Source organism: Nonomuraea sp. NPDC002799 (assembly GCF_053592075.1).
This window is the reverse complement of sequence record NZ_JBSFVA010000009.1, coordinates 89,459-101,916: the sequence shown is the minus strand read 5'-3', so window position 1 is coordinate 101,916 and position 12,458 is coordinate 89,459. Positions and strand designations below refer to the sequence as shown.

The following is a 12,458-nucleotide window of genomic DNA, read 5'->3' as shown; positions in this document are numbered from 1 at the left end:
GGGTTGAGGTGGGTCGCTAGGGCGCGACGGTGGACAGGCCGGCCGGCTGCGCGGCCATCGCGCCGCCGTCGACGTACAGCTCCGTCCCGGTGATGAAGGAGGCCGACGTCGAGGCGACGAAGAGCGCGAGGTCGGCGACCTCTTCGGCGCGGCCGATCCGGCCGATCGGCCGGACCGCTCCCCAGCGCTTGATGGCGTCCTCGGCGTCGCCGGACAGCTCGGCCTCCGCCCGCAGGTTGGGGGTGTCGATCGCGCCGGGGAGCAGGGAGTTGACCCTGATCCCGTGCGGCGCCGCCTCCAGCGCGAGCGCGCGCATCAGGCCGCCCATCCCGGCCTTGGCGGCGGCGTAGGCGCTGCTCTCGGCCATCGTGCGGTAGCCGTGCGGGGAGCCGGTGAACAGGATGGCCCCCGAACCGGCCTCCCGCATGGCGAGGAAGGCCCGGCGGGAGACGATGAACGCGCCGGTGAGGTCGATGTCGATCACCCGGCGCCACTCGGCGGGCTCGGTGGCCGACACGGGCTTGATCCAGCCGATGCCGGCGTTGCAGAACGCCACGTCGATCCGGCCGTCCTGGGCGAGCACCGCGCCGAGCGCGCGCTCGACGTCCTCGTCGCTGGTCACGTCGCACGGCTCGAAGCGGGCCTGCCCACCGCCGGAGGCGATGTCGGCGGCCACCTCGCGGCCCCGCTCGGCGTCGACGTCGAGCAGCCAGACGGAGGCGCCGGCGGCCGCGAAGGCCCGCGCGCTCGCGGCTCCGATGCCGCTGGCGGCTCCGGTGATGACGACCGTGGCGCCGGTGTAGTCATGGGTGGTGCGCATGGATCGTGCTCCTACTTTCCGCCGTTGTAGGTCGCCTCGGTCACCGCGGCGGCCGGGAGGTTCCACTTCTCCAGGATCTTCTGGTAGACCCCGCTCTTGATCAGCTCGTTCATCGCGGCCTGGATGGCCTTGCCGAGCTGCTCGTTGTCCTTGCTGAACACCACGCCGTACGGCGCGCGGTTGATCGGCTCGCCCGCCGTCGGCGCCCAGGCGCCCGGCTCCACCTTCATCTGGTACGCCTGCGGCTCCAGACCGGTCAGGTTGGCGACCGCCCGGCCCTGCTTCACCTGGATGAGCTGCTCGGCGGCGGACACCGCGCCGAGGGTCTTGATGGGCTCCTTGCCGGCGCAGTTGTCCGCGGAGAGCTTCTCGATGATGGTGAAGTAGCTGGTGCCGTTCGCCGCGACCACCGTCTTGCCGCACAGGTCGGCGACGCTCTTGTAGGTGCCGGCGTCCTTGGTGGTGGTGATGAACTGGTCGCCGGTGACGAAGTAGTCGACGAAGCTGACCGACGCCTGCCGTTCCTTCAGGTCCTTCACCGCCGACATCACGATGTCGGTGCGCTTGGTCTGCACCGCGGGGATGAGCTGGGGGAAGTCGTTGACCGCGGTGGTCTTGATCTCGACGCCCAGCACGGCGCCCAGGGCCTGGACGAGGTCGAGGTCCACGCCGATCAGCGGGCCGCCCGCGGCCTCGGTGTACTCCATGGGGGCGTTGGGCGACTGCACGGTGTTGTTGAGGAAGCCGCGGTCCTGAATGTCCTGGGGCAACATCGCGTGGATCTGCGCGTTGGCCGTGGGGGTGGGCAGGCTCACGGCGGGTTGCGCGGCCGGGGCCGCGTCGGGCGTGGCCGCGTCGGTCCCGCCGCCGCATCCGGCGGTGAGGGCGAGCAGCGCGCCGGCGAGCACGCCGGTGATCTTCTTGGGCGACATGTCGGGGGCTCCAGTCTGGCTAGTGGAAGATTCGGGAGACGAAGGCCTGGGTGCGCTCGTGCTGGGGCCGCCCCAGAACGTCCTCGGGAGGGCCGGCTTCGACGATCACGCCGTCCTCCATGAACAGGACCTGGCCGGCGACCTCACGGGCGAAGCGCAGCTCGTGGGTGACGACCATCATGGTCATCCCCTGCTCGGCGACCGTGCGCATGACGGTGAGCACCTCGCCGACCAGCTCCGGGTCGAGTGCCGACGTCGGCTCGTCGAACAGCAGCACCTTGGGCTCCATCGCCAGGGCCCTGGCGATGGCGACCCGCTGCTGCTGGCCGCCCGACAGGTGACGGGCGTAGGCGTCCCGCTTGTCGGCCAGCCCCACCCGCTCCAGCGAGTGGCCGGCCAGCTCCCTGGCCTCGGCCTTGCTCAGCCCGCGCAACCGGCGCGGCGCGAGCGCGATGTTCTCGGCCGCGGTGAGATGCGGGAAGAGGTTGAAGCGCTGGAACACCATGCCGACCTCGCGCCGCTGCCGTTCGGTGTCGCGCTCACGGCGCTCGACGAGCCGATCGCCGCGCTGCTCGTAGCCGATGAGCTCACCGTCGACGGTGATCCGCCCGGCGTCGGGCTTCTCCAGGTGGTTCACGCAGCGCAGCAGGGTGCTCTTGCCCGAGCCGCTGCGGCCGATCAGGCAGACGACCTCGGACGGGGCGCAGGAGGCGGTGACGCCGCGCAGGACGTGCAGGCCGCCGTAGGACTTGTGGACGTTGTCGATCTGAACCATGGCGCTCATCGCGCGCCCCTCCTCATCCTGCTCAGTGCCGAGGCGATGATCTGGTCGGCCACGCTCCGCCGCCGTACGACCGATCGCCCGAAGCGGCGCTCCAGGTAGTACTGGCCGACGCTGGTCACCGAGGTGGCGATCAGGTACCAGAACGCGCACACGAACAGCAGCTCCATGACCTTGCCGTTGACATAGAAGATCTGCTGGGCGTTGGTCAGGACCTCGGTGTAGGAGATGGTGGCCGCGAGCGAGGAGGTCTTGAGCATGCCGATCGCCTCGTTCCCGATCGGGGGAATGATCGCCGGCATGGCCTGGGGCAGCACCACCTTGCGCAGGGTGGTCCGCCGGGACAGGCCCAGCGCGGACGCCGCCTCTGCCTGGCCCGCGTCGACGGACAGGATGCCGCCCCGGATCACCTCGGTGAGGTAGGCGCCCTCGTTGATGCCGAGACCGAGCAGCGCGGCGACGAACGGCGTGATGACGTTGATCGTCTGTGCCTCGAACAGGCCCGGGATCCCCAGCGTCGGGAAGATCAGGCTCAGGTTGAACCAGATCATGAGCTGCAGCAGGACCGGCGTGCCACGGAACAACCACACGTACAGCCAGGCGATGGTCGACACCACCGGGTTGGCCGAGAGCCGCATCACGGCGAAGCACGTCCCCAGCGCGATGCCCAGGATCATGGCGAGCACCGAGATCAGCAGGGTGTGCGCGAAGCCGGAGAGGATCTTGCCTGCGGTGAAGTACTCGCCGACGACCCCCCAGTCGATCTGGCCCTGGGCGAAAGCCAGGATGAGGAGGGCCAGAAGGGCCAGGACCACGGCTCCGGTGACCCACCGCAACGGATGCGGGCGGGCGTGCAGCCGGTCAGCCGCGGCTATCTCCAGCGGGGTGTCCAGGCGGATGGCGGGGTCGGAGCGTGCTGACCATCCCATCTGCTATCACCTTCGTTCCGTGCGATGGGCCGATCGATGCGGCCGGGGATCAGAGTGTGAGTTCGAGGAGGCGTTTGACGACGTCGGCGCCGCGATCCGCGGCCGCGCGCTCGGCCTCTGTGATCAGCCGGTTGACATGGGTGAGCATCGACAGCTCCGCCGCGTCGGGATCGCCGGCGCGGACGGCTTCGAGGACCCGCAGATGCTCGGGGGCCGACTCGGCGAAGGTCCCGTGCCCGCCGGTGATCACATCGAGCACCAGTTCCAGGGGTTCCAGCGACTCGTCGAGCACGACGTCGCCGATCGCCTGGAGGATGCGGTTGCGCGAGACGCGGAAGATCTCCCGGTGGAAGCGCATGCCGCACAGACGCGCGTCGCCGCCGGCGTCGAGCGCCTCGCGGTGGTCGCTGAGCAGGAACTCCAGCCGGTCGACGTCGGCCTCCGTGGCACGCAGCGCGGCCCATCGCGCGGCTTCCCGTTCGGCGCTGCGCCGCGCGTACAGCAGGTCGAGCAGCTCGCGGGCGTCCTGGATGTCCAGCGCCCGGTGCAGCCCGGTGGTCTGCCGCCGGGTACGCCGGTTGAAGCGGGCCAGGCGCTGGCCGGCGCCGGTGGCGGTCCGGCCCTTGCGGCCGGAGGAGGCCGTGAGTCCCAGCTCGTCGAGCCGGGCCAGCAGCCGGGAGGTGCTGGCCTCGCTGAGTGACACGCCGCTCTCGGTGAGCCGCCGCGTCGCGATGCGGGCGCCGACGGGGTCGGCCGACTCGGCCACGATGTCGAGCAGCAGCAGCTCTTGGTGCGACAGGTAGAGGGGCGCCAGGTGGGGAGGCTCGCTCTCAGTCCCGCGATCCCTTCCCAACGGGCTCGGCGGTCCTGGAGATCCTCCTTCTCTCATGACCATGCGGAGTCTTTCCATCTCGATGAACGAGGGACGCACACAGCGGGGGGCTATGTGGCCATTAGGGCGAATTCCACCGTTTCGTAGCTACGTGACAGTAAATGTCCTGTTGCAACTGCGTAACGTTCGTCAGATCTGAGGTATGCGTTCCGTCTCTGATGAGGAGCCGGGGGCGGTGCTGCGGATGTTGCCGTGACACTGTCAGCCCGACAGAGCGTCTGTCAATACAGAGGAACGATCGTCATATCGACGAAACAATCCAGATCTTGGCCGCAGACCGGCCTGCCCGACTGAACTGCCACTACGCATCCAGCAGCACGATCATGCCGCTCGGCGAGCGCAGACCAGGTCTGGACAAGCATGCGATGCGTCTGTCATTTTTGACAGACTTCACGCATCCCTGCATCTCGCCAGGCATCCGGAGGGAGGGAACCATGCACCACAACCGCGCATCGGCGGCGAGCGCCCTGCTGGGCGTGCTGGCCGATGCGGACTCACCGATCGGAGCCCGCCAGGCGAGAACGATCCTGGCGGCGGCCGGCGTCTCGATCAGCGAGCCGTCCATCAGCCGGCTCCTGCGCGACCTGGACCGGGACGGCCTGGCCGTCACGGTCGGAGCGAAAGGGCGGGTGATCAGCGCCGAGGGCCGCCGCCGGGTGGCGGAGCTGCGTACCACCACCCGGTTGCAGCAGGCCGTCGACGTGCGGGCCGCCAAGGACCTGGTCGACCTGCTGCACGCCCGGCGCGCCGTGGAACGCGAGATCGTCCGCGAAGCGGCCCTGCACGCCGGCCCCGAGGCCGCGCGAGCGCTGCGCGACCTCATGCGGCAGCACGCCGAATGCCTGGCCAGGGGCGAGGTGCCCGAGTCCCCCGGCCTGGACTTTCACCGCGCGATCGTGCGGCTCTCCCGCAACCGCGTGCTCCAGGCGATGGCCGACCTCGTGCTGGGCCCGCGCTACAACCGCGTCGAAACCCTCCTCGACCTCATCATCGGCAACCACCACACCGAGGCCAAGGCGGTCGAGGAGCACGAGCGGATCGTCGACGCCATCGCGGCGGGCGACGCGATCACCGCCGAGCGGACCATGAACGACCACCTGCTCCGCATGTCCGACGAGGTCGAGGCGTACGCGTCGGAAGACAGCGACCTGCTCTTCCAGCGGCTCCTGATCTGGATGGACTCCCGGCCGAGCGCCCGTCCCGACTGAGCGGCGGGCCCCGCCGCGGCCGCACTCACCCCGAGGCGGCACACCGAAACAAGAAAGGACCCCAGTGGACCTCAGCACCTCTCCGCGCTTCCTCCGGGCGGCCCGGGTGTACTCCGCCGCCGGCGACGACGTCCTGCACGACGCGGTGGTGGAGCTTCAGGGCGGCCGCATCGTGCGGGTCTGCCCGGCCGCCGACGCCGCGCAGGACCTGGCCCGGCCGGACGCCCGGGTGATCGACTACGGCGACGCCACCATCATCCCCGGACTCATCGACGCGCACTGCCACATCACCCTGACGGGCGACGGCACCCCGTACGAGCAGCAGGTTCTCGACTCCGACGAGATGATGGCGCTGATCGCCGTCAGCAACCTGCAGCGCCACCTCGCCTCCGGCGTCACCACCCTGCGCGACAACGGCGGCCGCAACCGCATCGTGTTCGAGGTCCGCGAGGCGATCGAGCGGGGATACGTCTCCGGCCCGCGCATGTTGCTGGCCGGGCGGCCGCTCACGCACTCCTACGGGCACTTCTACTGGTGCAACGGCGTCGCCGACGGAGCGGACCAGATCCGCGCGGCGGTGCGGCGCCTGGTCGCCGAGGGCGCCGACCACATCAAGATCATGGCGTCCGGCGGCGCGACGCTGGGCAACATCCCTTACTACCCCTCCTACAACGCCGACGAGATGCGGGTGGCCGTCGAGACCGCGCACGGGCTCGGGCGGCTGACCACGGCCCACACCCGCGCCACGCAGTCGATGGTCAACGCCGTCGAGGCCGGGCTGGACTGCCTCGAACACGCCGAGTTCCTGGTGCCCGGGGAGATGATGGAGTTCGGCGGCGGCGTCGCCTCCAGCGGCCGCATGGTCTACGACCCCGCCGTGGCCCAGACGGTGCACGACTCCGGCACCTTCGTCAGCTTCACCGCCCAGACCGGCGGCTGGGAGACGCTGGCCGATCTGCGGCGGCAGGCCGGGCACGGTCCCCTCAGCGCCGGGGACAAGGGCCGGGTCGCAGCCCTTGAGGCCTACTTCGACATGAAGCTCGGCATCCTGTCGGCGATGCTGGCCGACGGACTCGGCCCGCGCCTGGCCATCAGCAGCGACGCCGGACCCTACGACGTCTCCTTCGGCGGCCTCCAGCACGGCATCGAGCTGGCGGTGCAGGCGGGCATGACGCCCATCGGCGCCATCCGCGCGGCGACCGCCATCGCGGCGCAGGCGTGCGGGATCGCCGACCAGGTGGGCACGCTCACCCCCGGACGCCTGGCCGACGTGGTGGTGGTCGGCGGCGACGCGACCAGCGACATCTCCCGGCTCTGGGACGTACGCGCCGTCTACCAGAACGGCGCGCTCGTCTCCCCCCTGATCGCCAGCTCCGGGCTGGACACCGGCACGGTCTCGCTCCGGCCCACCGGCCGCGTCGCCTCCGTCCCCGACTGCTGAGCCCGCGAGAGAAGAGGACCACCCACCCATGTACCCGCGAGACCTGAAGGGCTACGGCCAGCGCCCCCCGCACGCGAACTGGCCCGGCGGCGCCCGGGTCGCCCTGCAGTTCGTCATCAACTACGAGGAGGGCGGCGAGCGCTCCGTCCTGCACGGGGACCAGTGCTCGGAGGCCTTCCTGACCGAGGAGCCGACCCGGGAGTTCCGCAACATCAGGAACCTCAACGTCGAGTCGCAGTACGAGTACGGCAGCCGCGCCGGCTTCTGGCGCCTGCACCGGCTCTTCACCCAGCGGAACCTGCCGGTCACCGTGTTCGGGATCGCCACCGCCCTGGACCGGAACCCCGAGGCCGTGGCCGCCATGCACGCGGCGGACTGGGAGATCGCCTGCCACGGCCTGCGCTGGATCGACTACGCCGAGATGCCCGAGGCGCTGGAGCGGCAGCACATCAGGCAGGCCATCGAGCTGCACACCAAGGCCACCGGCAAGCGCCCTGAAGGCTGGTACACCGGCCGGATGAGCCCCAACACCCGCCGCCTCGTCGCCGAGGAGGGCGGATTCCTGTACGACTCGGACTCCTTCGCCGACGACCTGCCCTACTGGGAGCGGGTCGGCGAAGAGGATCACCTGGTGGTGCCGTACACGCTCGACAACAACGACGGGCGTTACCTCAACACCTACGGCTACCAGTCGGAGAGTTTCTCCGCCTACCTGTGCCGCGCGCTCGACCTGCTCCGCGAGGAAGGCGCCGACCGGCCCAAGATGATGAGCGTCGGGCTGCACACCCGGATCGTCGGCCGGCCCGGCCGGGCCGCCGACCTCGCCCGGTTCCTCGACCACGCCGCCGCGGCCGGCGACGTGTGGGTCACCCGCCGCGCCGACATCGCCAGGCACTGGCGCCAGACCCATCCCGCGGGCTCGGCATGAGCGCGCGGCGCACCACCGGGACCGCCATGGCGGAGGCGCTCGCCGCGAACGGCGTCTCCCTGGCCTTCGGCATCCCCGGCACCCACAACCTGGAGCTCTACCGCGGCATGGCGGCCGGCGGCATCCGCCACGTGGTGACCCGGCACGAGCAGGGCGCCGGCTACGCCGCCGACGGCTACGCCCGCGCCACCGGCCGCCCCGGTCTGGTGGTCACCACGAGCGGTCCCGGGCTGATGAACGCGATGGTGGCGATGGGCACCGCGTACGCGGACTCGATCCCGCTGCTGGTGATCTCGCCGGGCGTGCCCACCGGGCGCGAGCGCGCGGACTTCGGCTGGCTGCACGAGATGAAGGACCAGCGGGCCGCCGCCGACGCCGCCGTGGCGCGCAGCCTGCGCCCCGGCACCCCGGCCCAGGCCGTCGACGCCGTCCACGAGACCTTCGCCCGGTGGGCCGTCGAGCGCCCGCGGCCGGTGCACATCGAAGTGCCGCTGGACGTCCTGGAGGCGGACTGGCACGGCGACGTGCCCGGCCCGCTGCGCCCGGCCCGGCGGCCCGCCCCCGCGCCCGAAGCGGTGACGGAGGTCGTGGAGCTGCTGGAGAGGGCGACCCGCCCGGTGATCGTGGCCGGCGGCGGCTCGCTGGACGCCGCCACGCCGCTGCGGGCGGTCGCCGAGGCGCTCGGCGCGCCCGTCGTCACGAGCACCGCGGGCAAGGGCGTGCTGGACGAGGAGCATCCCCTGTCGGCCGGGGTGTTCCCCGACGGCCGTGAGCTCGTCGGCGAGGCCGACGTCGTCCTGGTCGTGGGCAGCGAGCTCGCCGAGTCCGAGCTGCCCGGCGGCCTGGCGCCCGGCGGGGCCGTCATCAGGGTCGACCTCGACCCCGCCCAACTGCACAAGAACCTCCGCGCGACGCTGCCCGTGCACGCCGGCGCACGGGAGACACTCGCCGCGTTGGCCGCCCTGCTCACTCCCCGGGCGGCCGGACCGCGCGCGGAGGGCGAGCGGAGGGCCGCCGCGGCGCGGGCCAGCCACCTGAGCGGGGGCGGCGGCCGGTGGCAGGAGCTGCAGGACGTGCTGCGCGCCGAGCTGCCCGCCGACGTGGTCATCGCCGGGGACAGCTCGCAGGTCTCCTACCTGGGCACCGCGCCGTACTGGCGGTTCCCGGCGCCGCGCCGTTACCTGGTGCCCATCGGCTACTCGACCCTGGGATACGGGCTGCCGGCCGCCATCGGGGCCCGGCTCGCCGAGCCCGCGCGGCCGGTGGTGGCACTGCTGGGCGACGGCGCGTTCATGTTCAGCGCGCAAGAGCTGGTCACCGCCGCCGAGCTGGGCCTGCCGCTGCCGGTGATCGTCGTCGACAACCACGGCTTCGGCGAGATCCGCCAGAACATGCTCGACCGGGACATCACCCCGTACGCGGTCGACCTGACCCGCCCCGACTTCACGGCGATGGCCCAGGCCATGGGCTGCCACGGCGTCAAAGTGACGAACGCCGCGGAGGCCGCCAAGGAGGCCGTCGCCGGTCTGACCGCCTCGAAACCGACCGTGATCGTCCTGGAGGTCGGCCCGTGACCACCTAACCGGCCCCGTACATGCGAAATCCCGTCCGATCAGCTGATCGGACGGGATTTCGTGCTTGACGTGGAGCTATGGGGATTCGAACCCCAGACCTCCTCCATGCCATGGAGGCGCGCTACCAACTGCGCCATAGCCCCTTGTTGCGTGTACAAGTCTAGCCGACTTCGCGACCCCCGAAGCACGCGGCGAAGTGGGGGCCGGCCCACTACGGGGCGGGCCCGCGCCCGCCCCGCCACCGCCCTGTCAGCCCACGGATCTCGCCTTCTCGATCAGCGTGACCAGGTCGGTCACCATCGGGTCCTCGGCGGCCGCCGCCAGCCGGCCGGCCTGCTCGCCGAGCGCGGGCAGGTCCAGGCCGAACGCCTCCCTGTCCCGCAGGTAGACCGCGAACGCGGCCACCGCCACGTCCACCTGGAGCCGGAGCGGCGCCTTCTCCCACAAGGACGACACCAGGTCACGGGCCTGCAGCGACCCGCTCGCCTCGGAGGCGGCCCGGGTGTCGGGGTCCTGCCAGCGCACGGTCGCCTGGGCGAGCTGGCCGTTCGCGCCCGGCTTGAGCTTCAGGGCGTACAGGGCGGTGACGGAGTGGCCGGGGCCGATCTCGCCGCCGTCGGCGTTGTCGTCACGGAACTCCTCCGTGCTCAGCGCGCGGTTGTCGTAGCCGACGAGCCGGTAGCTCTCCACGACCGACGGGTTGAACACCACCTGCGCCTTGGCGTCGCGCGCCCGCAGCTCGATCGTGGCGGGCAGTTGCGTGGCGAAGACCTTGGCGGCCTCCTCCTCGGAGCCGACGTACACGGACATGCCGTCGCCGTTGTCGGCGAGCTGCTCCATCAGCTCGTCCCCGTAGTCGCGGCCGACGCCGACGGTCAGCAGCGTGACCTGCTTGGCCGCGTACTCCTTGGCCTGGGCGAGGATGGCCGGCCACTCGGTGCTGCCCTGGTTGGTCAGGCCGTCGGAGAGCAGGATGACCCGGTTCGTGGCGGCGGGGCGGAACGCCTTGGCCGCCTCCTGATAGCCGGTGACCAGGCCGCGCTCCAGGTTCGTGCCGCCCTGGGTGGCGAGCTGATCCACCGCGGCGCGCAGCTCGTTCCTGGCGGACAGCGGGGTCATCGCGGCCAGCACCCTGGCGTCTTCGCTGAACGACACGATCGACACCTGGTCGCCGGGGGCGAGCTGGTCGAGCAGCGTCCGCAGGGCCGACCTGACCAGGTCCAGCCGGCCGGCCTCGGCCATCGAGCCGGACGTGTCCACCACGAACGTGAGGTTGGCGGGCCGCCGCTCGGCCGCCTCGGACGCGCGCGTCTGCAGGCCCACGCGGAGCACGGCCTCGTCGCGGGCGGGCAGCTTCGCGCCGTCCACGTGCACGGTGAACCCGTCGTCGGGCGGTTGCGGGTAGTCCTGCCTGAAGGCGTTGACCCACTCCTCCGGACGGATCTCCCCGGGCGCGGGCCAGCGGCCCTCCTGGAGGGTACGGCGGGCGTAGCCGTACGAGGCCGTGTCCACGTCCAGGGCGAACGTGGAGATCTGCGCCGTGGTCGTCTCCTGCTCGGCGTCCTCCTGCGCCTGCGTCGGCATCTTCGACGGGCGGGCCTGCTGCGGGGCCTCGTTCTGCTGCTCGCCGACGGGCCTGGGGGCGCTTTCCCCGCTCGTCGAGCCGCCGCTGCCGCCGCAGGCCGCGAGGGCCAGGAGCGCAACGATTCCGATGCCTGCCGCTAAAGGACGAAATTTCATCGCAACCACCTCCACGCCGTACGACGGAACTCGCCCTCCTCCGGCCGTCCCGGTGACTCAAGCGAGCACAAACCGCTACCAGGGCGTGATCAGTCGTGACGGGTGGGGCGCCTGAGGCGAGCGTCGCCGGGGCGGGCGCTCACCAGTGCAACAGGAGCAACTCGGCGGAGAAGCCCGGCCCCAGGGCCATGAGGAGGGCGGGGGCGCCGGGCCTGCCCTTGGTCTCCTGCAGCACGTGGAGCACCGACACCGACGACAGGTTGCCGTACTCGCGCAGCGACCGCCACGTCACGTCGAGGGCCTTGGGTGACAGGCCCAGGGTCGCCGTGATCCGCTCGATGACCTTCGGGCCGCCGGGATGGCAGATCCAGGTGGCGACCTGGTCGGGGGTCAGGCCGTAGTCGGCGAGGAACGCCCTGATGTCGTCGGCCAGCACCTGCTGCACGAAGTCGCTCAGCTCCGCGTCCAGCACGACGCGGAACCCGTGGTCGCCCACCTCCCACCCCATGAGGTGCTCCGTGCCGGGATAGAGCTTGCTGCGGGTGGCGACGACCTCCGGGCCCCGCCCGCGCCCGGTCGCGACGACGGCCGCCGCGCCGTCCCCGAACAGGCCGCTGGCCACCAGGTTCGCGATCGAGGTGTCGTCACGCTGGATCGTCAGCGAGCACAACTCCACGCAGACCAGCACCGCCACGTGGTCGGGCCAGCCGCGCAGGTAGTCGTACAGGCGGGCCAGGCCCGCCGCGCCCGCCGCGCAGCCCAGGCCGAACACGGGCACCCGCTTGACGTCCGGCCGCAGCCCCGCCCGCTGGGCCAGCCTGGCGTCCAGCGAGGGCGTGGCGATGCCCGTGGTGGAGCAGTACAGCAGAAGATCTACCTTCGCCGGCGGCACGTCCGCCTTCTTCAAGGCCCCCGTCATCGCCTGCTCGCCCAGGTCGAGGGCGATCTCGACGTAGCTTTCGTTCGCCCGGGCGAAGGAGTCGAGTTTCGCGTAGTCGGCCAGGGGAAGCGCGAGATTGCGGCCCACCACCCCGGTGGCCGTGTGGAAGTGCCGCAGCAGGTCCTCGTCACAGTTGGTCAGCCGGGAGAAGGCCTCAGTGATCTCCGCCTGTTCGTAGCGGTGATCGGGCAAAACGGTCTGTACTCCCGAAATATGCATATATCTCTCCTGCCGCTGAGAGCCTCCGGCTAACATTCGGGCATGCTCCTGCAG

At 71.3% G+C, this 12,458-nt stretch carries 11 protein-coding genes and 1 tRNA gene; 4 read left to right on the top strand and 8 right to left on the bottom strand.

The window, feature by feature from the left end; genetic code table 11:
* Positions 1 to 16 precede the first annotated feature (16 nt).
* Genes ACWD0F_RS18850 through ACWD0F_RS18830 form a run of 5 tightly spaced genes read right to left on the bottom strand, consistent with a single transcriptional unit; the run spans position 17 to position 4,315 of the window.
* Positions 17 to 820, bottom strand: coding sequence for an SDR family NAD(P)-dependent oxidoreductase (locus tag ACWD0F_RS18850; protein ID WP_449877010.1), 804 nt, complete (start codon positions 818 to 820; stop codon positions 17 to 19).
* Positions 821 to 831: 11 nt separating this feature from the next.
* Positions 832 to 1,752 (bottom strand): transporter substrate-binding domain-containing protein, encoded by a 921-nt coding sequence (locus ACWD0F_RS18845; RefSeq protein ID WP_449877009.1) that lies wholly within the window; start codon positions 1,750 to 1,752, stop codon positions 832 to 834.
* 19 nt (positions 1,753 to 1,771) lie between these two features.
* Positions 1,772 to 2,536 (bottom strand): amino acid ABC transporter ATP-binding protein, encoded by a 765-nt coding sequence (locus ACWD0F_RS18840; protein WP_449877007.1) that lies wholly within the window; start codon positions 2,534 to 2,536, stop codon positions 1,772 to 1,774.
* Positions 2,533 to 3,462, bottom strand: a complete 930-nt coding sequence (locus ACWD0F_RS18835) for an amino acid ABC transporter permease (RefSeq protein WP_449877006.1) — start codon at positions 3,460 to 3,462, stop codon at positions 2,533 to 2,535. The genes ACWD0F_RS18840 and ACWD0F_RS18835 overlap by 4 nt, the downstream gene beginning before the upstream one ends.
* Positions 3,463 to 3,511: 49 nt before the next feature.
* On the bottom strand, positions 3,512 to 4,315 hold the full coding sequence (locus ACWD0F_RS18830; protein WP_449877005.1) for an FCD domain-containing protein: 804 nt from the start codon (positions 4,313 to 4,315) through the stop codon (positions 3,512 to 3,514).
* A gap of 473 nt (positions 4,316 to 4,788) precedes the next feature.
* On the opposite strand from ACWD0F_RS18830, the gene ACWD0F_RS18825 reads away from it, so the two are divergent.
* From ACWD0F_RS18825 to ACWD0F_RS18810, 4 genes are all read left to right on the top strand, one after another.
* Positions 4,789 to 5,562: an FCD domain-containing protein gene (locus ACWD0F_RS18825; RefSeq protein WP_449877003.1), complete on the top strand. Its 774-nt coding sequence runs from the start codon at positions 4,789 to 4,791 to the stop codon at positions 5,560 to 5,562.
* A gap of 64 nt (positions 5,563 to 5,626) precedes the next feature.
* The gene (locus ACWD0F_RS18820) at positions 5,627 to 7,003 is read left to right on the top strand and encodes an amidohydrolase family protein (RefSeq protein ID WP_449877002.1); all 1,377 of its coding nucleotides are present in this window, start codon (positions 5,627 to 5,629) and stop codon (positions 7,001 to 7,003) included.
* A gap of 28 nt (positions 7,004 to 7,031) precedes the next feature.
* Entirely contained in the window at positions 7,032 to 7,931 is a 900-nt protein-coding gene (gene puuE, locus ACWD0F_RS18815; RefSeq protein WP_449877000.1) for an allantoinase PuuE, read from the top strand.
* Complete coding sequence (locus ACWD0F_RS18810) at positions 7,928 to 9,505, top strand: thiamine pyrophosphate-binding protein (RefSeq protein WP_449876998.1); 1,578 nt, start codon at positions 7,928 to 7,930, stop codon at positions 9,503 to 9,505. Before puuE ends, ACWD0F_RS18810 begins: the two co-directional genes overlap by 4 nt.
* Before the next feature lie 70 nt (positions 9,506 to 9,575).
* Here ACWD0F_RS18810 and ACWD0F_RS18805 read toward each other — a convergent pair.
* The 3 genes from ACWD0F_RS18805 to ACWD0F_RS18795 all read right to left on the bottom strand — a co-directional run bounded on the left by ACWD0F_RS18805 (position 9,576) and on the right by ACWD0F_RS18795 (position 12,404).
* Positions 9,576 to 9,648, bottom strand: a tRNA-Ala gene (locus ACWD0F_RS18805).
* A 106-nt stretch (positions 9,649 to 9,754) separates the two neighbouring features.
* Complete coding sequence (locus tag ACWD0F_RS18800; RefSeq protein WP_449876996.1) at positions 9,755 to 11,245, bottom strand: vWA domain-containing protein; 1,491 nt, start codon at positions 11,243 to 11,245, stop codon at positions 9,755 to 9,757.
* A 139-nt stretch (positions 11,246 to 11,384) separates the two neighbouring features.
* The gene (locus ACWD0F_RS18795; RefSeq protein WP_449876994.1) at positions 11,385 to 12,404 is read right to left on the bottom strand and encodes a type III polyketide synthase; all 1,020 of its coding nucleotides are present in this window, start codon (positions 12,402 to 12,404) and stop codon (positions 11,385 to 11,387) included.
* Positions 12,405 to 12,458: the final 54 nt, after the last annotated feature.

Excerpts from the sequence above, each read along its gene's own strand:
- ACWD0F_RS18850 (WP_449877010.1), bottom strand. The coding sequence starts at position 820 with ATGCGCACCACCCATGACTACACCGGCGCCACGGTCGTCATCACCGGA.
- ACWD0F_RS18845 (WP_449877009.1), bottom strand. The coding sequence starts at position 1,752 with ATGTCGCCCAAGAAGATCACCGGCGTGCTCGCCGGCGCGCTGCTCGCC.
- ACWD0F_RS18840 (WP_449877007.1), bottom strand. The coding sequence starts at position 2,536 with ATGAGCGCCATGGTTCAGATCGACAACGTCCACAAGTCCTACGGCGGC.
- ACWD0F_RS18835 (WP_449877006.1), bottom strand. The coding sequence starts at position 3,462 with ATGGGATGGTCAGCACGCTCCGACCCCGCCATCCGCCTGGACACCCCG.
- ACWD0F_RS18825 (WP_449877003.1), top strand. The coding sequence starts at position 4,789 with ATGCACCACAACCGCGCATCGGCGGCGAGCGCCCTGCTGGGCGTGCTG.
- puuE (WP_449877000.1), top strand. The coding sequence starts at position 7,032 with ATGTACCCGCGAGACCTGAAGGGCTACGGCCAGCGCCCCCCGCACGCG.
- ACWD0F_RS18810 (WP_449876998.1), top strand. The coding sequence starts at position 7,928 with ATGAGCGCGCGGCGCACCACCGGGACCGCCATGGCGGAGGCGCTCGCC.
- ACWD0F_RS18800 (WP_449876996.1), bottom strand. The coding sequence starts at position 11,245 with ATGAAATTTCGTCCTTTAGCGGCAGGCATCGGAATCGTTGCGCTCCTG.
- ACWD0F_RS18795 (WP_449876994.1), bottom strand. The coding sequence starts at position 12,404 with ATGCATATTTCGGGAGTACAGACCGTTTTGCCCGATCACCGCTACGAA.